Source organism: Fructilactobacillus sp. X2R1C3, from assembly GCF_059901425.1.
Genome location: NZ_JBWXUW010000002.1, coordinates 89,954 through 110,515, shown reverse-complemented (window position 1 = coordinate 110,515; position 20,562 = coordinate 89,954). Strand labels below are relative to the sequence as shown.

Genomic DNA, 20,562 nt, shown 5'->3' with positions numbered 1-20,562 from the left:
AAATTATTCCTCGTTTTCGTCTTCATTTGATGAAACATCATCAGTAGAATGATTATCTTCACTGTCACTTTCGTCAGTGCCATCCATTTCTGATTCAGATTTAATGTCAATCTTGTATCCAGTCAGTCTAGCGGCTAACCGTGCGTTCTGACCACGTTTCCCAATTGCTAACGACAACTGGTCGTCTGGAACAACAACGGTGCAAGAACGATCGTCTCCATCTTTAAAAATAACGTCAATAACGTCAGCGGGTTTCAATGCATTGGCAATGTACTCAGCCGGATTCTCATCCCATTGGACAATATCCATATTTTCTCCACCAAGTTCATTTACAATTGTTTGCACTCTGGTTCCTCTAGGTCCAACACTAGTTCCCACCGGATCAATATCAGAACTATTAGAACGAACAGCCACCTTAGCACGGTCGCCGGCTTCTCTTGCAATCGAGACAATTTCAACCGTTCCATCATAAATTTCAGGAACCTCTTGTTCAAAAAGTCGTTTTAGCATTCCAGGTGCAGTCCTACTTACAAAAATTTGCGGTCCCTTTGAGGAATTTTCAACGTTTGTAACATACACTTTTAACTTGTCCTGTGGACGATAAGTTTCATTTGGCATCTGATCATTTTTAGCCATCACAGCCTCAACTTGACCAAGATTCATATACACAAAACGACTATCTTGCCGTTCTACTTCGGCAGTCACAAGTTCATCTTGATACTTACTGTACTTATCGTATACGGTCTCACGTTCAGCTTCACGAACTCGTTGGGTAATAACTTGTTTAGCGGTTTGGGCAGCAATTCTTCCAAAGTTCTTTGGTGTAACTTCAAATTTAATTTCGTCACCAAGTTCGTATCCTTTGTTAATCTTTAAAGCTTCATCCAAACTAACTTCCAAACGTTGATCTTCAACCTTATCAACCACTTTCTTAACAGCGTATACATGGATATTGCCAGTTTTTTCGTCAAAGTTTACTTCAACGTTTTGAGCCTGATCAAAGTTACGCTTGTAAGCAGAAGACAATGCTGCTTCTAAGGCATCGATCACAACCTCTTTTTTTACGCCCTTTTCCTTTTCAAGTTGATCAAGCGCACTTACTAATTCTTTACTCATTTTAATCTCCTAACTAAAATTCAATTGCTAATCTAGCTTTTGAAATTAATTTTCGCGGAATTTCAAGTTCACTAATTCGCGTTTTATCTTTAATTGCTAACGTTAATTTATCATCATCAACACTTTTAAGGGTTCCCTCAAAAGACTTCTTCCCATTGAGTTTTTGATATAAAGAAACGTGGATATAATCACCAATTGCATTTTGATAATCAGACTCCCGTTTTAATGGTCGTTCAGCACCTGGCGAAGACACCTCTAAAAAGTATGGTTCGTCAAATGGATCTGGATCCAATTCATCAAGTTTTTCACTTAACTGATCACTAACCAAAACACAGTCATTCAAACTAATTCCTTGGTCTTTATCAATATAAACTCGCAAATACCAGCTTCCACCCTCTTGAACATACTCAATGTCATAAAGGTAAAAATTGTTGTCATCTAAAATCGGTTGAACGGTTTTAGTAACTCTATCAATAACTTCGCTCAAATACTTTACCTCCTAAAAAATACCAATAAAAAGAGCGAGCATCCCTGCTCACTCATCAGAAGAGTTTATTATTACTGTCATAACTATACCATATAACCCGGATAATATCAAAGAGCTCTAGATATCAAACAGACTTAACTGATTTTCATCAGGTAATTCACTCAAAACTCCATTTTGGGTCATAAATTCAATAATGGTTTTAGAAACTTTACCACGTTTAGCAAGATCTTCCTTTGAAATAAATGGCTTATCTTCTCGAGCCGCCACAATTTGTTTAGCAACATTTAACCCTAGTCCAGGAATTGCTCGAAATGGCGCGATTAATTTTTTACCATCAATTAACCACTCAGAAGCGTCCGAACGATTAATGTCAACCATCTCAAATTCGTAACCCCGCTCCAACATTTCATTGGCAATTTCCAAAACAGTCAAAAGATTCTTCTCTTTAGTTGATGCTTCGGTCCCTTTATCGTTGATTGCCTTGATGCTTGATTTAACTGCTTCTTTTCCATGACTCATAGCCACAATATCAAAATCGTCAGCTCGAACAGAAAAGTAAGCGGCATAGTAAACGAGTGGAAAATATACTTTAAAGTAGGCCACTCTGAGTGCCATTAAAACATAGGCAGCAGCATGAGCCCGTGGGAACATATACTTAATCTTCAAGCAAGAATCGATGTACCACTGTGGCACACCCACGTCTGTCATCTTATCCTGCCATTCATCTTTAATCCCGCGGCCGTGTCTGACTTGTTCCATCACTTGAAATGAAGTTTCTGAATCTAATCCCCAGTTGATCAAATCAGTCATAATATTATCACGGCAACCAATTACGTTTGCAATAGTCGCTGTTCCGTCTTTAATAAGTTCTTCAGCATTCCCTAACCAAACGTCCGTCCCGTGGGACAAGCCGGAAATTTGCAATAATTCAGAAAAATTACTTGGTTTAGTTTCTTCAAGCATCCCACGCACAAAACGAGTCCCAAATTCTGGGATTCCAAGTGTTCCAGTTTTTGAAAAAATTTGTTCAGGCGTCACACCAAGGATTTTGGGACTAGCAAACAATGACATCACACCTGGATCATCCATCGGAATCGTTGTCGGATCGACTCCTGATAAATCTTGAAGCATTCTAATCATCGTCGGATCATCATGTCCTAAAATATCGATTTTTAAAATATTATCGTGAATGGAATGAAAGTCAAAATGAGTCGTTTTCCATGCTGCATTTTGATCTTCAGCTGGATACTGAATGGGAGTAAAATCATAAATATCCATGTAGTCTGGCACAACAATGATTCCAGCTGGATGTTGTCCCGTTGTTCTTTTAACGCCAGTAGCACCTTTAGATAATCGATCAATCTCCGCATTTCGAAAGCGTTTCCCGGTATCCCGTTCATAAGCTTTTACGTATCCGTAAGCGGTCTTGTCAGCAACGGTCCCAATCGTTCCGGCACGATAAACATTCTTCTCACCGAAAAGAACCTTGGTGTAATTATGGGCAATTGGTTGATAATCTCCAGAAAAGTTTAAATCAATATCTGGAACCTTATTTCCCTTAAAGCCTAAAAAGGTTTCAAATGGAATATTATGGCCATCCCCTACCATTAACGTTCCACACTTCGGACACTTCTTGTGTGGCAAATCAAATCCCGAACTGTATTCACCCTTAGTAAAAAATTGTGAGTACTGACAATTAGGACAACGATAGTGTGGTGGAAGTGGATTAACTTCAGTAATTCCTGACATCGTCGCTACTAAGCTTGATCCAACTGAACCTCTTGATCCAACTAAGTATCCATCCTTATTACTTTTAGAAACCAGTCTTTGAGCAATCAAATAGATCACAGAAAATCCATTCCCTATGATACTTTTAAGTTCCTTATCAAGCCGTTTCTGGACAATGTCAGGAAGCGGATCACCATACAAACGATGCGCAGTATTCATCGTTCGATCTCTAATTTCGTCCTCGGCACCCTCCATTTTTGGTGTATACAACTTATCTTTTAAGGGTTTTACGTCATCAATTTCGGAAGCAATTTTATTAGTATTGTCAATTACAATTTCTTCGGCTTTATCATTCCCCAAAAAGTTGAAATCTTTTAACATTTCATCGGTGGTCCGAAAATGAAGATCAGGTAGTTCTTGACGATTCAACGGATTAGCTCCACCTTGAGAGTTAATCAAAATTTTACGATAAATATAATCGTGGGGATCAAGATAGTGAGCGTCACCAGTTGCTACTAAAGGAATGTCTAGTTCATGGGCAATTTCATACATATTACTAATAATTTCTTGTAACTTACCCCGATCACTAATTAATCCCTGATCGATTAGTGGCTGATACGCTGCTTGAGGTTGAACTTCAAGATAATCGTAAAACTTAGCCTTATCAAGCGCCTCTTTTTTACCCTTTTGCATCATCGCCGTAAACACTTCGCCGCTCGAACAGGCCGATCCAATCAATAGGCCAACCCGAAACTTCTTAAGCTGACTCCTAGGAATTCGGGGAACCCGATAATAATAATCAACATGAGCAAGTGACACCAGTTTAAACAGATTCTTTAAGCCAGCTTGAGTTTTCGCCAAAATAATAGCATGGAATGGACGAGCATGCTTATAAGCATCATGTTCCTCCATATGATCATTAAGCTGATCGTGATACTGAATGTTATATTTATCTTCAGCCTCTTTTAAAAAAAGATAATTTAAATGACCAGTTGATTCTGCATCATAAATGGCACGGTGATGGTGCTCTAATGAAACATCAAACTTTTTAGCCAACGTGTTTAACCGGTAACTCTTAAAATTAGGATATAGAAAACGTGCCAACGTCAAAGTATCAATAATTGGATTACTAATCCGACTCATACCATGGCGTTCGTAACCAGTATTCATGAACCCAATATCAAAAGTAACGTTATGTCCTACAATGATTGCATCACCACAGAACTCACGGAACAACTTAAAGACTTCTTCTTCAGATTTAGAACCAGCCACCATATCATTGGTAATTGAAGTTAAATTGGTAGTTTGTTCAGACAATGGGAAACCAGGATCAATGAACTCCTCAAACTGGTCAATCACATTGTTATTTTGCATCTTTACAGCCGAAAGTTCGATAACCTTATCGTAAATTGCAGATAAACCAGTGGTTTCAACGTCAAAGACAACGTATGTAGCATCTTTTAAAGCAACATGTTTATCGTTATAAGCAATTGGTTCACCATCATCAACGACATTTGCTTCCATCCCATAAATCATTTTAATATCGTTATCAACTGCAGAATGATAGGCATCCGGAAAGGCTTGCACGTCGTCATGATCAGTAACAGCAATTGCAGGATGACCCCACTTTTTAGCGCGACTAACATAATCACTAATCGAATTAGTAGCGTCCATTTGGCTCATGTTGGAGTGCAAGTGTAACTCAACCCTTTTTTTATTTTCAGGGGCCGTATCTTTTCTTTCTTCGTGTTTAATTGGATTAATATCATAAGCATTGAGCGTTAACTCATGAGAGTAATTATCTTCTTGAATACTCCCACGAACTTTGACCCAATCCCCCGCGTCCAATGCGGCAAATTCTTGTTCTTCCTCATCATTTTTTGAGAATTTCTTGACCACAATGGATGAAGAATAATCAGTAACTTTTAAAATCATCAATTGGCGGCCAGACCGTAATGATCGAATCTCTTTATCAAAAACATATCCACTAACCACGGCGGAACGTTCTTCTTCGGTTATGTCCACCATCTTAGTAATATCAACATCATCTTTGATTTTCTTTCCAATCATTTTAGAATGCTTGCTTGGATGTGATTTTCCCGAGGAATTCTTTAGAGCCTGCATCGCCTTTTGAGCCAATTCAACGTCCCGTTGTTGCTTCTTTTTCTTTAAATCATCAATTTTTGCTTGAGAAGAGCTAGCATCAATCATGGTGTGAATGGAAAATTTAGGAAAACCAACTCGTTGGTAGGTAGCTTCAATCGGTCCTAAAGCTCGACCGTCCAGAAAATCTTTGACAATTTCGTTTTCAGCAATAAACGTAACGCGATCGTCAATTAGCTTTGGCAAATTATTATTACATAACTCATGAGTTAAATTCGATGTAATTCCAGCGTTATTTACAATCCACTGCCAGTAATCACCAAGTTTACGATTATCAAAACTACTATCTGTGGTCTTGATCTCAAAATCAACCTTTGCAATCCCATCGAAGGCAACATCCAAATGATGAACAAATTCTATAAACTTTTCGTAAGGCATAATCTCTGGTAGTACTAAATGAAAATGCCATCGATTTGATTTCTGATGGACATCAATTTTGTCAATTTCAGCGTTTTTAAAGTAAGATTGATCAGCTGAATCTTCTAATTTAATTTGCTGAAGTAATTTACTAAATAATTCTTTTTTATTTAAACTCACTTTGAGCCTCTCTTTCATTAGTTTAAAAAAGACCAGTTAAAACCTGGTCTTTAATTTAAATCTCTTTAGACAAAATATCAATTGTATTACTTAGATCATCCTGTTTAGTTTCAATCGTTTCACCAGTTTTACGAATTTTAACTTCCACAATTCCTTCATCCGCCTTCTTACCGATTGTAACCCGAATTGGGATTCCAATAAGATCAGAATCAGCAAACTTAACCCCGGCACGTTCTTTACGATCATCAACCAAAACAGATAATCCTTTTGATTCTAACTCTTTCTCAATGGAAGATGTCATCTCTACTTGCTCATCGTTTTTGACATTGGTTGGGATAATATGAACATCATATGGGGCAATCTCTTTTGGCCAAACTAATCCATTTTGATCGGCCTGTTGTTCCGAAACTGCCGACAACAAACGACTGATTCCAATCCCATATGAACCCATGACAACTGGAATATTACGCCCATTCTGATCAAGAATATCAGCACCTAATGTTTTGGAATAGCGTGTTCCTAACTTGAAAATATGGCCAATTTCAATTCCCTTGGTAAATTTAAGCACTCCGCTACCATCAGGAGAAATGTCTCCTTCCTTAACTAAATGAAAATCACCAAAGTCTTTTACTTTGTAGTCACGGTCGTAATTGACGTTTTTATAATGCTTACCGTTTTTGTTAGCACCAGTCACGCCATTACTAATACCTTTAACATACTGATCAGCATAAACAGAAACGTCATCTGGAACATTAATTGGTCCCACTGATCCAGGTTTAACGTCTAAGTATTTAGAGACTTCACTAGGACTAGCAAGTTCAGCTGAGTCAGCATGAAAATAATTTTTAACTTTAGTTGGGTTAATTTTTTGATCGCCACGAATCAAAATCATTACTGGATTACCATCAACGATATAAAGTAAACTTTTAATAATCTGATCTTTTTCAACATCAAAGAACTTACTAACTTGATTAATGTTATTAACATCTGGAGTGTCCACTAATTCCAAGTCATTTAATTCTTGATGTCCTTTTTGATCAACAAACATATTCGTTGCCATCTCCAGATTAGCAGCATAATCACTATCATCAGAATAGACAATCGTATCTTCACCAACCGCAGCAGGCGCCGAAAATTCTTTTGAATCGGAACCACCCATTGATCCAGAATCACCAATGATGGTTCGATAATTTAACCCAATCCGGTCAAAAATTCTCTGAAACGCTGCTTCCATTTGTTTATAAATTTTATCCAAATCAGCATCATCTTCTGAAAAGGAATAGACATCAAGCATAATAAACTCTCGACTACGCAACAATCCATAACGTGGGCGATCTTCATCACGATATTTAGATTGAATTTGGTACAAAATTAAAGGGAGCTTTTTATATGACTTGATATTATTTTTAATCAGATCAGTAAAAGTCTCTTCATGTGTAGGACCCAAAATGAAATCTGTATCGTGTCGATTTTTAAATTTAAATAGTTCGGGACCATAAGTGTCATATCTACCCGAATCTTTCCATAATTTGGCCGGAATAACTGCGGGCATCAACATTTCTGCTGCATCAGTTTTATCTAATTCTTCACGAACAATCTTTTTGATGTTTTCAAGTACGCGATATGCAAGTGGTAAATATGCATACATCCCTGCCGAAACCTGTCTAACGAATCCAGATCGAACTAACATTTTATGACTGAGAGCTTCAGCTCCCGCTGGATCTTGTTTTAAAGTTGGTATCAATAATTTTGACTGTTTCATTTTATAACCCCTAAAGTTTTATCGAATAAAATATCGCTCAATATCATTCCAAGTTACCAGTACCATCAATACTATCAGAATGGCAAAACCAATGAGCGTAATGATCGTTTCCGTTTTTTCCGAAACTGGTTTTCTTCTAATTGCTTCCACAATGTTTAATAATATTTTACCACCATCCAAGGCTGGAATTGGCAATACATTTACAATGGCTAAATTGATTGACAAAAATGCTAAAAAGCTCAATAGTCCTAGAAAACCGCCCTTAGATGCGTTAGACGTCTCCGCAAAGATAGCAACTGGACCACCTAAGTCATTTAAAGAAAAATGGGTAAACATTGAACCCAACACACCAAACAATTCGGTTGTCATGTCCCATGTTCGAGTAAATCCTGAAAACAACTTAGCTGAAAAACTAGTGTCCATCGCTTGTTGAACCCCAATCATACCAACTCTTTGCTTCTGAATGGTTTTGGCTTCCGTCTTCATTGAAATATTTTTAACTTTTCCATCATGCTTAACCGTTAAAGTTACTTTTTTATCCGGACGCTTCTGAATCAAGGTTCCGATGTCATTCCACGTGTTAGTTTTGTTACCATCAACAGCTAAAATATTACTATTATTTTGAAGACCAGCTTTTTTTGCAATTGAAACTTGTGGTGACAGGTTAACCTTGTTTGAATTATTAGGAACCCCACCTTGCATGAAGGACAAAAGCATAAATGCCAAAATTGCCAAGACAACGTTGTTAAAAATTCCCGCACAATTTACTAAAAGTCGTTTATACAAAGGTGCTGACTGAAATTGAACGTCAATCGGCGCTATTTGAACCTCGATTCCATCTTTTTCAATAATAGTAGCATCGTGATCCACAGAAAACCTTTTTTTCTCAGTATCATCACCATTTTCGTACCCTTCAATCCAGAGACCCCTTTCTAGATCGGATCCCGACACATCTAATGGTATTCCCTGAAATAATTGGCTTTTATTACTCAAATCAATTCTAGTAACAACACCTTTGCTATTAGTTTGAAGTCGAACTGGAGTCCCCGGTTGAATCTCTTCATCCTCATCATCACTACTTCCAGCCATTCGAACATACCCACCGATAGGTAGTAATCGTAGTGTGTAAGTCGTGTGATTATGTCGATAGTAAAATAGCTTGGGACCCATTCCAATTGAAAATTCACGGACCATGATTCCTGACATTTTAGCCACAATAAAATGACCAAATTCATGAACAAAAACTAATATCCCAAAAATGATTATGAAACTAATGATTGTAATTAACAAAAAAGACCCAGTCCCTTCCAGATATTACACAATTCCGAATAAATGTAGTAGTGGTAGAACAAATAATAAACTATCAAATCGATCTAATATTCCACCATGGCCTGGCAAAATCTTGCCGGAATCCTTAACTCCATAATAACGTTTTAAAGCTGACTCAACTAAATCACCAAATTGACCAAAAATAGAAAGAACAATCGTAATAAAGAACATACTTACGGTACCAATCCCATCAATCGGGAAGAAGTAGACAAAGATTGTACATAAAATGGCTGCTAATGCTGTACCGCCAATCGATCCCTCCCAAGTCTTATTAGGAGAAATATGGGGTGCCAATTTGTACTTTCCAAACGCCCTTCCAAAAAAGTAGGCACCAGAATCAGTTAACCATACAATAAATAGAGCATATAACAAGGTCGTTAATCCATCAGTCCGGGCTTCAATAAAGTAATGAAATCCAAATCCAATGTACAAAATTGCCAAGGTAAAGACCCCAGCGTCATCAAAATTGAACTTATTTTTAGAAAATACGGTAAATAACATCAACAACATTATTAAAATGTAAATTGCAAATGGAGGTTTAATCCACAATGGTAAAAATGATAACCAGTTTGTCGGGATAATCATAGCAATTGTCGCGACAAACGCAATTAGTGTTTCTGGAGACACTAAAAGTCGTTTTTTCATAATAAAAATTTCCGCTAGGGCAATCAAACCTAGCACGATGGCGGCCAAATCAATCCATATTCCACCAGCAATGATAATCGGTATAAAAATGATCAAAGCAATAACAGCTGTGATAATTCTCTGCTTCATAATAAATCTCCTATTTTGCGTCCAAACCACCAAATCGACGGTGACGCTGTTGAAATTGTATAATTGTTTTTTCTAGATCAGCAGGTGTGAAATCGGGCCAGTACTGATCAACAAATTCTAATTCACTGTACGCAATTTGCCATAACAAAAAATTAGAAATGCGTTCTTCACCACTAGTTCGAATCAATAAATCAGGATCAGAATATTCACCCAAAAAAGCGGTCATCAAATGATCCGAAATTGTCTGATCAGAAATTTCATCAACATTTATATTACCCTTTTTTACATTTTGCGCAATTTCCTTAACACCACGCACAATCTCGTCACGACTACCGTAATTTAAAGCAAAATTCAAGATCATCCCGGTACAATCCTTAGTATCATCAATTGCGTCATAAACTGCTTTTTGGGTTCTTTTCGGTAATCCAGAAATATCACCAATCGTCGTAACCTTAACATTGTGTTTAATGAGGCTTGGAACAAAGTCATCAAAAAATTTAGCTGGTAAACTCATCAAGTAGCCAACTTCCTTTGCGGGTCGTTTCCAGTTTTCAGTAGAGAATGCGTATAACGTTAATACTTTAACCCCAAGATTACTTGCCTTGGTAGTAATATCTTTTACTACCTCCATTCCGCGCTTATGGCCAGCAATTCTAGGTAAGTGTCTTTTTTTTGCCCAGCGCCCGTTTCCATCCATAATTATTGCAATATGATTAGGAATGTTTTTTATATCCAGTTCGTTAGTCATTTGAGTACCTCAATACTTTTACATAAATAAAGGATGAGAGAATCCTCATCCTTTTACTTTACTAATTTCCATTCTCCACGACCTGCATCAACCAAAGTATTAAAATACTTTAAAATCTTATTAGCGTCTTCAGGGCTCTGTTCCCCGAGTTGATTCAATCCTTCGCCCGTTGGGATTGGCTCTGACAGATCTGTAATTTCATTTCCGTTCTCAATCGTTGCTTTTGAAAAAGCAATAATCCAATCATTTTCGATCAAAGGAGAAACTACAAAAAATAAGTTAAAGTCATCATTAATGTAGGCAGGCATCACGTACACATTGTCTTGAATTTTCTGTAATTGATTACCATCATAATCTAGTGCACGCAAGTTTTCTTCGTTAACTGGTTGTTTCAAACGAAATGCCATGTGATCAAACTCAGGTGTGCCCGGTGTTACTTCTTTTTCGTTCTCATTCTCATCAGCCATTAGAAAAACTCCTCCTTTTTACTAACCATTAAGAATCTCGTCTTCCTTTTTCGAGACAATGTCCTCCACTTCAGAAATTGACTTATCAGTGATTTTTTGAATTTTGTCTTCCAAATTATGAGACTCGTCATCCGTAAAATCACCATCTTTGTTGCCCCGTTTAGCAGCATCCATGCCGTCACGACGAACATTTCGGACTGCTACTTTACTTTCTTCACCAGTTGCCTTAACTTTTTTGGCAATTTCCTTTCGACGATCTTCTGTCAACTGTGGGATCACAATCCGAATATTGTCACCATCATTCATTGGATTAATTCCAAGGTCAGCCTCTAAGATGCCGTGTTCAATGTCTTTTAATGAGCTCTTATCATAAGGCGTAATTAAGATTACACGTGGCTCTGGAATTGAGATCGAAGCTACCTGATTTAATGGCGTTGATGCCCCATAGTAGTTAACTCTAACTGGACTTAATAAACTAGCATTAGCACTACCAGCTCGGATATTTCCAAGTTCCCGTTGTAATGCTTCCTCTGCTTTCTTCATTTTTGATTTAGTTGTGTCAATAATTTCATTTGAACTAGGCATATTATTTTCCTTCCACGATTGTTCCAATTTTGTCACCTTGAACAACCTTCTTGATATTGCCAGGCTTATTTAAATTGAATACCACTAACGGGATATTATTATCCATTGAAAGTGAGCTTGCAGTAGTATCCATAACATGTAAGCCCTTATTAATGATATCCATTTGCGTTAATTTCTCATACTTCTTAGCGTTTGGATCGGTTTTAGGATCAGCTGAGTAAATTCCGTCAACCCCGTTTTTTGCCATTAAAATGGCATCAGCGTCAATCTCAGCAGCACGAAGGACTGCCGTAGTGTCAGTTGAAAAGTACGGATTACCAGTTCCTCCGGAAAAGATCACAATTCTTCCCTTTTCCAAGTGTCGAACCGCTTTACGCCGAATGTAGGGTTCTGCAATTTGCTTCATTTCAATTGATGTTTGCAGTCTAGTTGGAACATCCACTGATTCAAGGTTATCCTGTAAGGCTAAACCGTTCATAATGGTCGAAAGCATCCCAATATAATCAGCTTGAGATCTCTCCATTCCCATTTCTTCACCAGCTTCACCACGCCACATGTTTCCACCACCGACAACAATGGCAATTTGAATCCCTAAGTTATAAACATCTCTAATTTCTTCAGCAATCGTTTTGATAACGGGAGGATTAATTCCAAATCCTTTATCACCAGCAAGAGCTTCACCGCTTAACTTTAAAACGATCCGTTTGTACTTTAAATCTGACATCAGATTTCCTCCAACAATATAAATTAACTACGATAATTCTAGCATAGATTAACGTATAACAACAGTGTCCCGAAGTTAGGTATAACAAAAAAGCCAGTGCATTTAACACTGACTTTTTGCTGAAATATTATTGATTCATTTGTTGTTTAACTTCATCAGCAAAACTTTGAGTCTCTTGTTCAATACCCTCGCCAACTTCATAACGAACAAAGTCTTTTAGCTTGCCATTGTTTGATTCGACATACTGTTGAACCGACATGTCAGGATCCTTAACAAAGGGTTGGTCAGCTAAACTAATTTGAGCAAGAAACTTCTTCAAACGTCCATCAACCATTTTCTCAACGATCTTTTCAGGCTTACCTTCACTAAGAGCTTCCTTTTTAAGAACTTCACGTTCATGCTGCAAACGATCTGAAGGAATTTCATCTTGAGTTAAGAATTCAGGATTCTCGGCAGCAACATGCATGGCAACATCCTTTGCGGTATTGTCATCTCCACCTTCGAGCTCAACCAAAGCGCCAATTTCTCCACCATTATGAAGATAAAAGCCAAAACTATCATTATCATCCTTGTTAAAGGTTTTGAAACGACGCAATTTGATTTTTTCACCAGTAACTTGGGTAGTATTAATGATGGCATCTTCAACGGTTCCATCGTTTAATTCAAGTTTCATTGCTTCGTCTAAATCCTTAGGTTGATTCAATGCAATTGCATCGGTAACAGCATCAATCAAATCCTTAAAGTCATCATTACTAGCAACAAAGTCGGTTTGTGAGTTAATTTCAACAATTGCAGCCTTATTATCATGAACGGCTACTCGAGTTAAACCACTAGCGGCAACCTTTCCACTCTTCTTTTCAGCTTTTGCAACACCATTTTCTCTAAGAATATCGATAGCTTTCTTTTCATCACCATCAGCAGCAACTAAAGCTTTCTTAGCATCCATCATACCAGCACTAGTCTTGTCACGTAACTCTTTAACTTGTTTAGCGGTTACTTTTGCCATAATTGTGATCTCCTTTGTTTTAATAAAAAACTGACTTAAATTAGGCCAAAAGGGGTCTAAAAAAGTCAGCCTATCACTTTAACTATTTAGTTTCTTCGGATGTTTCATCTTTTTGATCAGCATTTTTATCAAAATCTTTTTCGCTAACTTCATCTTCACCTTGTTTACCTTCAATAATAGCATCTGCCATTGTTGAAGTAATCAATCTGATGGCACGAATTGCATCATCATTAGAAGGAATAACGTAATCGATTCCATCAGGATCAGTATTAGTATCTACCATTGCAACAACTGGAATGTTGAGCTTTTGAGCTTCATGCAAAGCAATCTGTTCCTTATGTGGATCAACAATAAACATTACATCCGGAATCTTAGGCATATCTTCGATACCACCTAAGAATCTTTCAAGCTTATCAGTTTGCTTTTTAAGTAAAGCAACTTCCTTCTTTGGCAAACGTTCAAAAGTTCCATCTTGGGCCATCTTTTTAAGCTTTTTCAAGTACTTGATTCGCTTTTGAATGGTGTTCCAGTTAGTAAGCGTACCACCTAACCAACGATGGTTAACGTAGTAAACACCTGCACGTTTTGCTTCTTCTTCAATTGAATCTTGAGCTTGCTTCTTTGTACCAACAAAAAGAATTACAGCATCATTTGCTGCTTCATCTTTCATGAAGTTGTAAGCTCGGTCAATACACTTAACCGTCTTTTGTAAATCGATGATATAAATACCATTACGTTCAGTAAAAATGTATTTCTTCATCTTTGGATTCCAACGACGAGTTTGGTGACCAAAGTGAACACCAGCCTCAAGTAATTGTTTCATTGTAACTACAGCCATAATTAGCCTCCATATAAAAGTTTTTTCCTCCCCAGAATTATATAAGGAACTCAAAGAGCACCACCTTATAAAGCCTTCCAGGTGTGTATTGGTAATTAACACCAAAGATTAGTATACAAAATATTAACGTAAATAACAATAATATTTTGAGATTTAATCAAATCTTGCGTATAATATTAAAAATGTGTTACGGTTCTATGTATCTGAGGAGGAGTTTAAATGATAAAAGCTGTCGTATTTGATGTCGACGACACATTGTATGATCAGAAGCGGGTTTCAGAAGAGGCCTTTTTTAAAACGTTCCCTAATCATCCAATTATTGACACAGCTACTTCATTTAAAAATTTTCAAATTCAAAGTCCCCTAGTTTATTCCAATATAATGTCTGGGACTTACAAGCAAAATGAACTAGTTTATCAAAACATCAAAAATGGTGTTAATGATCTTGATCCGGATAAAGAAGAAATTAAACATTTTAAGAAAAATTATCTAACCTGCATTAAAGAAATTTCATCTTATCACGATCTTTTAAAGACAATTAAAATGTTGTCAAAAGATTTAAAAATTGGAATTATCGCTAACGGATCCAGTCAATTTTTAAATAATGAACTAAAGATCCTTGGATTAGAAGATTACATTAATCCTAATTACATTATTGCTTCAGAGTCGGTTGGCATGTTAAAACCGGATCCCAAAATTTTTACCGTTATGAATCATAAATTAAACGTCCGCCCATCCGAAGTAGCATACATTGGCGATTCATTTACTGGTGACGTCATTTCAGCCAAGCGAGCAGGTTGGCACGCCTTTTGGTTCAATCATCGCAAACGATCTGTCCCAGAAACAAATTTTGTCCCAGACCAAACGGTGACTTCTCAAAATGAGCTTTGTGAACTCCTAAAGGCTCTATCAAAATAAAAAGAGCACTTCATATGAAGTGCTCTTTTTATTTTAAGTTCCTATTTAACTTCAACTGAGTTACCGGACTTACCGTTTTTAATCAATTGAACGTTTGAATCGAGTGCAATTTGAACCATGTTCTTAACCGCAGGCTTCGTGTAAAACGCAATGTGTGGAGTAATTAAAACATTGTCCCGTTTCATCAAGTTCTTCAATCTGTCATCTGGGATCTTATCAAAACTTCCAAAATCAACATTGAAAATGCCCACTTCGTTTTCGTAAACATCAAGAGCAGCTCCTGAAATCTTGCCGCTGTCAAGGCCACGAATCAAAGCATCAGTATCAATTAAGCTTCCACGAGCAGCATTGATAATTTTGATTCCATCTTTCATTTGCGCAATTGAATCATCATTAATCATATGATCATTTTCTTTTAATGCTGGGGCATGAAGCGTTAAAATATCAGAATTTGCATACAATTCTTCAGGGGTACCAACGTAAATTCCCTCTTTTTTGAGCTCAGGATTTGGATAAGGATCATAAGCAATCACTTTGGCACCAAAACCTTGAAGGATTTTAACAACTTGGCGTCCAATTCTTCCAGTAGCATAGACACCAACGGTTTGTTTGTTCATTTCGTCAGCAATATCTGGAGCCCATGTCATGTTACCATGGCGTTCCTTATCTTCAAACTTTTTAGTATGACGAAGTAACCGCATCATTTCTGTAACCGCTAATTCAGCAATAGCAGCTGGTGAATACGCTGGAACGTTAGTGACATTAATGCCATCACGTTTAACAGCGTCGGCATCAACATTATCCACCCCAACGTTTCGAAGTGAAAGTGATTTAATGCCAAAACTAGCTAATTTGTCTAAAATATCAGCAGTATAAGGCTTTTGCTGGTATGCAACCACGCCATCAAATCCCTTTGCTTCGTCGACAGTGTCATTATCCAATAATTTTGATTCTGCTTTTACTTCAATGTCTGGATGAGCTTTATCCCATTGTTCTAAGTATGGTCGTTCATCGTCTCTAATTCCATATGCAATGATTTTCATAACTTAGTCCCCCTTTTCTTTTCACCATAATTATAACACCCAATCACTAATTACCCCAAAGAGTCGAGTCAATTCCATGGCTAATTAGAAAAAATTCTTTTTTCCTCCGAGTTTGATGCTTAAAAGCGTATTCTGCTTTCATGGCACTACTTTTATCATTAAATTTTTCGTAGTACAGTAGTTTTAACGGTCGCCTGGTTTTAGTGTATTTGGCACCTTTCCCAGCTTGATGAACCGCTAATCTACGATAAACGTCGTCGGTAAACCCACCGTAAAACGTCCCGTCACAACAAAGCAAGACATACATATAGTAATTTTTATTTTCCATACAACATCTCTTTAACCTCTTTTGAATAACTACCATGGTCATAAACCGTAATCGGATAATCAACTTTGAAGCCGGCATCTTTTCCATCCTTAATTGCAGATACTAAAATCATGTTAGAATTCTTTCCCTCTTTAGGGTAAATAAATTGAATTTGCTTCATCGCTAGTCTAAAGTTAGTCATTAAGTTCATTAGTTCATGTAGGCGATCAGGACGATAAACCATGTAAAGCTTTCCACCAGTTTTTAAAAGCTCACTACTGGTTTTAATAACACTTTTCAAATTAGTTTTTATTTCGTGTCTTGCAATCGCTAAATATTCATTTGGATTTTTTTTACTAGTCGGAAGATTTGAAAAATACGGAGGGTTAACCGTAATAGTATCAACCCTATCTTTGCCAAAAATTGTGGTAGCATTCGCTAAATCAGCATTATAAACGGATATCTGATCCTCTAAACCGTTCAGTTGAACACTCCTATTTGCCATATCACTTAGACGTGATTGAATCTCGACTTCGGCAATCTTACCATGTGTTTTTTTGCTTAAAAACAAACCAACGGCACCATTTCCAGCACATAAATCAACCAAAAGACTATTCTTACTAATCTTTGGCTGAGCAAAATTAGCAAGCATTACAGCATCCAAAGAAAATGAAAACACACTTGGACTTTGAATGACTTTAATGTCCTGACTGTAGAGTTGGTCAATTCGTTCATCACCAATCAAGTTCACCTAGTTCACCACCATTTTTGAAATTTAACTTGTCACTTTTACCGTTAATAATATACTATTAAATTATACATCTTAAAAAAGGAGCTTAAAATCTTTTGTGGTACTCGTTTTTATTTACAGTTGGCCAATTCATTTTAAGAATTGTAAATGGACCAATGAATGTGATGCACAAGAATCGTATCCCAGACGGAAATTACGTGTTAATTGCTCCCCACCGGAGTTGGTTTGATATGATTCTAATTGCAACGGTAATTCGCCCTAAACAATTGTGTTTCATGGCTAAAAAAGAACTATTCAAAAATCCAATGCTGGGATGGTTTTTGCGGCATGTCAACGTATTTTCGGTTGATCGTTCAAATCCAGGAATTTCAGCAATTAAAATTCCCGTTAGAGCACTGAGAAAAACCAATCTATCACTCATGATGTTCCCGTCTGGTACGAGGCATTCCAAAAAACTCAAGGGCGGTGCAGCACTGATTGCCCAACTAGCTGGAGTGCCCCTGGTACCAGTTGTTTATCAGGGACCATTGACTCTCAAAGAAGTTTTCAAACGCCAGAAAGTTTCAATTAACTTTGGTGATCCGATTTACATCAATAAAAAAGAAAGATTGGATGATAAAAACCAAAAATTAATTGAAAATCAAATGCAAACCGCTTTTGACAAGCTCGATGATGAAATTAATCCCAACTACGTGTACATTGATGAATCAAAACCGCATAATAAAAAAACGTCGAAATAATTCGACGTTTTTTTAATTTTGATGATGTTTCATTGCGTTCATCATCTGATTAAGTTTCTTTTGTGATGGTTTTTGTCCCATCTGAAGCATCATCGCTTTAAGTTGTTCCTGGTTGATTGGTGGATTATCCTTCAAATACTTTTCCATGTACTTACGAGCACCGAAGAAGCCAATTAGTGCACCAGCTAGTAAAGCCAAAATCACTATTAAAATCCAGATCCATGTAGACAAATCATTGACCTCCCTTCAAGCCTTTCATTATTATTCTACACAATTAACAAGGTTTTGAAAAGATTGGAATCAATCGTCTCGCAAATTTTTCTTTCGTTGAGACTCCTTTACTTTGTCTGAAGTAATTTCGTTCCCATTTTTATCATAAACCTTGGTCATTTCAATCTGACTTTTAAAATTAGCCTTGAATCGCTCCAAATATTCTTTTCGTAACTTCTTCTGTTCTTCTTTTTCGTCTTCCGACAAACCTTCATGTTTTGATTTTTTAGATAATTCGTTAATTCTTGGAATGAGTTTTTCTAATTCTTTATCTTCAGCCATGTTAACCTCTCCCTTCATCTGATATCATAATATCACGAAATAAAGCGTTAAAACAAGGATTTATACACGAACAAACGTTTGCAAAGTTCCGTTTTTGTGGTATTCTTATTTTAGCTAAAAATCAATTAGAAAACCTAGAGGTGCCCTATGTCGCAAGCATCACAAACAAAACAACATGATATTCTCGAATATATTTGGAAACAAGTTCGGGATCAAGGATACCCACCTACCGTTCGAGAAATCGGAGAACACGTTGGCTTATCATCAACTTCAACGGTCCATGGTCATCTTGCTCGCTTGGAAAAGAAGGGCTACATCATAAAAGATCCAACTAAGCCGCGCGCCCTTGAAGTTACTTCTGATGGAATGAACTATCTTGGTGTTTCTCAAGAATCAAAGCCGGACGAGATGCCTTTACTTGGAACCGTTGCTGCTGGGGAACCAATTCTTGCGGTTCAAGACGCAACTGATTATTTTCCGATTCCAACCGAACTTCAACGAAATTCCGATTCACTTTTCATGCTTACCATTAGTGGTACAAGTATGATCAATATCGGAATTTTAGATGGTGATCAGGTAATTGTAAAACGCCAAAATACCGCTGAAAATGGTGATATTGTCATCGCCATGAACGACGAAAATGAAGCCACCTGCAAACGATTCTTTAAAGAAAGTGACCATTTCAGACTCCAGCCCGAAAACGATGACATGGCACCAATTATCTTAAAAAACGTTGTCATCTTAGGTAAAGTGGTCGGTTTATATCGCATCGGCATTAAATAAAAACCATTCACTTAAAGTGAATGGTTTTTTTCTTGATTTAAATACTGCCGTTTGCCCTCTTTAACACCAGAAAAGACGAACTTAGCTGGATCATTACTTAGATCCAATTCATAATTATCATCCAAAAGACTAGGCAATCCGTTAAATATTTGTTCATAAGCTTCAACTGATAATTTCTTTCGACTGTCTAACAGATTATTCATTAACTGTCTCCGCTTTTGATCCCTAAAGTGATCTTGTAGTATTCCGGTATAAAACTCTCCTTGAGCCCCAGAGCCATAACTAAACACGCCAATTTGGTCTCCTACCCTTAAATCTGAAGAATTATCCAGAAGTGAAAGAAGACTTAAATATAGTGACCCGGTATACAAATTGCCAACTCGTTTACTGTAAACCCGACTAGCTTCAAATTCTCTTAACAATTTTTCCTGTTCCTTAACTGAGACTTCAGGAAGGACTTGGCGTAATGCTTTTAACCCCATCTTAGTGTATGGCAAGTGAAAAACGATCGCCTTTAAATCATTAAAAGTAAGATCATGTTTTTTTAAATAATCATGAACCGTTTCATTAAAAAATTTTTCATAAATATCGTTAGAGTAGTGTCCATCCACCACCGCCTCAGTCTTTCCGATTGGACGCCAAAAATCCATAATGTCTTGAGAATAAACACTACTATCATCGCTTAAAGTCATAATACTTGGATTACTCGACACCGTCATGGCAACCGCTCCACCACCTTGTGTAACTTCGCCGGCAGTTTGAACTCCGTATCTAGCAATATCAGAACCAACCACTAAAGCCTGCTTATCGGGATGCAAGTGAACATAGTCTTTAGCCATCTGTAATCCTGCAGTCGCTCCATAGCAGGCTTGTTTAATTTCAAATGCTCGTGCGTGTGAACTCAGTTTTAACAGGTTTTGAACATAAATTGCCCCAGACTTAGAGTTATCAATTCCACTTTCTGATCCAAAAATAATTAAATCAATCTTATCTCGATTTTCTTGACTTACAATTTGGTCCGAAGCATTAGCCGCCAACGTAACAGAATCTTGGGTGGAGGGAATGACAGCTTGTTGAGTTTGTCCGATCCCAATTAAATACTTGTTTGGATCTTCATCACGCGCTCTGGCTAAATCCACCATATCAATAAAATAAGTTGGGGTATAAAAGCCAATTTTATCAATTCCAACTTTCACTAATACCA

The 20,562-nt window shown here is 37.2% G+C and carries 21 protein-coding genes; 3 read left to right on the top strand and 18 right to left on the bottom strand.

The window, feature by feature from the left end; translation table 11 throughout:
- Nucleotides 1-3: 3 nt before the first annotated feature.
- The 12 genes from nusA to rpsB form a co-directional block, all read right to left on the bottom strand.
- Nucleotides 4-1,116, bottom strand: coding sequence for a transcription termination factor NusA (gene nusA / locus AC6UDD_RS02660; protein ID WP_500718436.1), 1,113 nt, complete (start codon nucleotides 1,114-1,116; stop codon nucleotides 4-6).
- A 13-nt stretch (nucleotides 1,117-1,129) separates the two neighbouring features.
- The gene (gene rimP, locus AC6UDD_RS02655; RefSeq protein WP_500718433.1) at nucleotides 1,130-1,603 is read right to left on the bottom strand and encodes a ribosome maturation factor RimP; all 474 of its coding nucleotides are present in this window, start codon (nucleotides 1,601-1,603) and stop codon (nucleotides 1,130-1,132) included.
- 117 nt (nucleotides 1,604-1,720) lie between these two features.
- Nucleotides 1,721-6,049, bottom strand: coding sequence for a PolC-type DNA polymerase III (locus AC6UDD_RS02650; RefSeq protein WP_500718431.1), 4,329 nt, complete (start codon nucleotides 6,047-6,049; stop codon nucleotides 1,721-1,723).
- 37 nt (nucleotides 6,050-6,086) lie between these two features.
- Entirely contained in the window at nucleotides 6,087-7,793 is a 1,707-nt protein-coding gene (locus AC6UDD_RS02645; protein ID WP_500718428.1) for a proline--tRNA ligase, read from the bottom strand.
- Between the two features lie 18 nt (nucleotides 7,794-7,811).
- Nucleotides 7,812-9,083 (bottom strand): RIP metalloprotease RseP, encoded by a 1,272-nt coding sequence (gene rseP / locus AC6UDD_RS02640; protein WP_500718424.1) that lies wholly within the window; start codon nucleotides 9,081-9,083, stop codon nucleotides 7,812-7,814.
- Between the two features lie 24 nt (nucleotides 9,084-9,107).
- Complete coding sequence (locus AC6UDD_RS02635) at nucleotides 9,108-9,896, bottom strand: phosphatidate cytidylyltransferase (RefSeq protein ID WP_500718421.1); 789 nt, start codon at nucleotides 9,894-9,896, stop codon at nucleotides 9,108-9,110.
- A 10-nt stretch (nucleotides 9,897-9,906) separates the two neighbouring features.
- Nucleotides 9,907-10,644: an undecaprenyl pyrophosphate synthase gene (gene uppS, locus AC6UDD_RS02630; RefSeq protein WP_500718418.1), complete on the bottom strand. Its 738-nt coding sequence runs from the start codon at nucleotides 10,642-10,644 to the stop codon at nucleotides 9,907-9,909.
- A 53-nt stretch (nucleotides 10,645-10,697) separates the two neighbouring features.
- Nucleotides 10,698-11,111, bottom strand: a complete 414-nt coding sequence (locus AC6UDD_RS02625; RefSeq protein WP_500718415.1) for a hypothetical protein — start codon at nucleotides 11,109-11,111, stop codon at nucleotides 10,698-10,700.
- Nucleotides 11,112-11,132: 21 nt separating this feature from the next.
- Nucleotides 11,133-11,696 carry a ribosome recycling factor gene (frr, locus tag AC6UDD_RS02620; RefSeq protein WP_500718413.1) on the bottom strand — a complete coding sequence of 188 codons (564 nt, stop codon included), beginning with the start codon at nucleotides 11,694-11,696 and terminating at the stop codon, nucleotides 11,133-11,135.
- A 1-nt stretch (nucleotide 11,697) separates the two neighbouring features.
- A complete protein-coding gene (gene pyrH, locus AC6UDD_RS02615) occupies nucleotides 11,698-12,420 on the bottom strand; it encodes a UMP kinase (protein ID WP_500718410.1) in 723 nt (240 codons plus the stop codon).
- 127 nt (nucleotides 12,421-12,547) lie between these two features.
- The gene (gene tsf / locus AC6UDD_RS02610; RefSeq protein WP_500718903.1) at nucleotides 12,548-13,429 is read right to left on the bottom strand and encodes a translation elongation factor Ts; all 882 of its coding nucleotides are present in this window, start codon (nucleotides 13,427-13,429) and stop codon (nucleotides 12,548-12,550) included.
- A 79-nt stretch (nucleotides 13,430-13,508) separates the two neighbouring features.
- Complete coding sequence (gene rpsB, locus AC6UDD_RS02605) at nucleotides 13,509-14,264, bottom strand: 30S ribosomal protein S2 (protein WP_500718407.1); 756 nt, start codon at nucleotides 14,262-14,264, stop codon at nucleotides 13,509-13,511.
- Between the two features lie 219 nt (nucleotides 14,265-14,483).
- Here rpsB and AC6UDD_RS02600 point away from each other — a divergent pair, with 219 nt between their 5' ends.
- Nucleotides 14,484-15,182: an HAD family hydrolase gene (locus tag AC6UDD_RS02600; RefSeq protein WP_500718404.1), complete on the top strand. Its 699-nt coding sequence runs from the start codon at nucleotides 14,484-14,486 to the stop codon at nucleotides 15,180-15,182.
- Between the two features lie 41 nt (nucleotides 15,183-15,223).
- On the opposite strand, the gene AC6UDD_RS02595 is transcribed toward AC6UDD_RS02600, so the two are convergent.
- From AC6UDD_RS02595 to AC6UDD_RS02585, 3 genes are read right to left on the bottom strand one after another with little or no spacing between them, the layout of a single operon-like run.
- Nucleotides 15,224-16,225 carry a D-2-hydroxyacid dehydrogenase gene (locus AC6UDD_RS02595; protein ID WP_500718402.1) on the bottom strand — a complete coding sequence of 334 codons (1,002 nt, stop codon included), beginning with the start codon at nucleotides 16,223-16,225 and terminating at the stop codon, nucleotides 15,224-15,226.
- Between the two features lie 46 nt (nucleotides 16,226-16,271).
- Nucleotides 16,272-16,553, bottom strand: coding sequence for a GIY-YIG nuclease family protein (locus AC6UDD_RS02590; RefSeq protein ID WP_500718400.1), 282 nt, complete (start codon nucleotides 16,551-16,553; stop codon nucleotides 16,272-16,274).
- Complete coding sequence (locus tag AC6UDD_RS02585) at nucleotides 16,543-17,283, bottom strand: tRNA1(Val) (adenine(37)-N6)-methyltransferase (protein WP_500718397.1); 741 nt, start codon at nucleotides 17,281-17,283, stop codon at nucleotides 16,543-16,545. Before AC6UDD_RS02585 ends, AC6UDD_RS02590 begins: the two co-directional genes overlap by 11 nt.
- A 95-nt stretch (nucleotides 17,284-17,378) precedes the next feature.
- Here AC6UDD_RS02585 and AC6UDD_RS02580 point away from each other — a divergent pair, with 95 nt between their 5' ends.
- A complete protein-coding gene (locus AC6UDD_RS02580) occupies nucleotides 17,379-18,023 on the top strand; it encodes a lysophospholipid acyltransferase family protein (protein WP_500718394.1) in 645 nt (214 codons plus the stop codon).
- Nucleotides 18,024-18,035: 12 nt separating this feature from the next.
- Here AC6UDD_RS02580 and AC6UDD_RS02575 read toward each other — a convergent pair whose 3' ends face one another.
- Both AC6UDD_RS02575 and AC6UDD_RS02570 read right to left on the bottom strand, forming a co-directional pair.
- Nucleotides 18,036-18,254, bottom strand: coding sequence for a YneF family protein (locus AC6UDD_RS02575; RefSeq protein ID WP_500693858.1), 219 nt, complete (start codon nucleotides 18,252-18,254; stop codon nucleotides 18,036-18,038).
- 69 nt (nucleotides 18,255-18,323) lie between these two features.
- Nucleotides 18,324-18,575 carry a DUF896 domain-containing protein gene (locus tag AC6UDD_RS02570; protein WP_500718391.1) on the bottom strand — a complete coding sequence of 84 codons (252 nt, stop codon included), beginning with the start codon at nucleotides 18,573-18,575 and terminating at the stop codon, nucleotides 18,324-18,326.
- 147 nt (nucleotides 18,576-18,722) lie between these two features.
- Between AC6UDD_RS02570 and lexA the strand changes: the two genes are divergently transcribed.
- Nucleotides 18,723-19,358 (top strand): transcriptional repressor LexA, encoded by a 636-nt coding sequence (gene lexA, locus AC6UDD_RS02565; protein WP_500706406.1) that lies wholly within the window; start codon nucleotides 18,723-18,725, stop codon nucleotides 19,356-19,358.
- Between the two features lie 11 nt (nucleotides 19,359-19,369).
- Here the strand turns inward: lexA and AC6UDD_RS02560 are convergent, their stop codons facing one another.
- The gene (locus tag AC6UDD_RS02560) at nucleotides 19,370-20,554 is read right to left on the bottom strand and encodes a hydroxymethylglutaryl-CoA synthase (protein WP_500718388.1); all 1,185 of its coding nucleotides are present in this window, start codon (nucleotides 20,552-20,554) and stop codon (nucleotides 19,370-19,372) included.
- Between the last annotated feature and the right edge of the window lie 8 nt (nucleotides 20,555-20,562).

Excerpts from the sequence above, each read along its gene's own strand:
- rpsB (WP_500718407.1), bottom strand. The coding sequence starts at position 14,264 with ATGGCTGTAGTTACAATGAAACAATTACTTGAGGCTGGTGTTCACTTT.
- AC6UDD_RS02590 (WP_500718400.1), bottom strand. The coding sequence starts at position 16,553 with ATGGAAAATAAAAATTACTATATGTATGTCTTGCTTTGTTGTGACGGG.
- AC6UDD_RS02645 (WP_500718428.1), bottom strand. The coding sequence starts at position 7,793 with ATGAAACAGTCAAAATTATTGATACCAACTTTAAAACAAGATCCAGCG.
- AC6UDD_RS02570 (WP_500718391.1), bottom strand. The coding sequence starts at position 18,575 with ATGGCTGAAGATAAAGAATTAGAAAAACTCATTCCAAGAATTAACGAA.
- uppS (WP_500718418.1), bottom strand. The coding sequence starts at position 10,644 with ATGACTAACGAACTGGATATAAAAAACATTCCTAATCATATTGCAATA.
- AC6UDD_RS02600 (WP_500718404.1), top strand. The coding sequence starts at position 14,484 with ATGATAAAAGCTGTCGTATTTGATGTCGACGACACATTGTATGATCAG.
- frr (WP_500718413.1), bottom strand. The coding sequence starts at position 11,696 with ATGCCTAGTTCAAATGAAATTATTGACACAACTAAATCAAAAATGAAG.
- nusA (WP_500718436.1), bottom strand. The coding sequence starts at position 1,116 with ATGAGTAAAGAATTAGTAAGTGCGCTTGATCAACTTGAAAAGGAAAAG.
- pyrH (WP_500718410.1), bottom strand. The coding sequence starts at position 12,420 with ATGTCAGATTTAAAGTACAAACGGATCGTTTTAAAGTTAAGCGGTGAA.
- AC6UDD_RS02650 (WP_500718431.1), bottom strand. The coding sequence starts at position 6,049 with ATGAAAGAGAGGCTCAAAGTGAGTTTAAATAAAAAAGAATTATTTAGT.
- AC6UDD_RS02635 (WP_500718421.1), bottom strand. The coding sequence starts at position 9,896 with ATGAAGCAGAGAATTATCACAGCTGTTATTGCTTTGATCATTTTTATA.
- lexA (WP_500706406.1), top strand. The coding sequence starts at position 18,723 with ATGTCGCAAGCATCACAAACAAAACAACATGATATTCTCGAATATATT.
- AC6UDD_RS02625 (WP_500718415.1), bottom strand. The coding sequence starts at position 11,111 with ATGGCTGATGAGAATGAGAACGAAAAAGAAGTAACACCGGGCACACCT.
- AC6UDD_RS02595 (WP_500718402.1), bottom strand. The coding sequence starts at position 16,225 with ATGAAAATCATTGCATATGGAATTAGAGACGATGAACGACCATACTTA.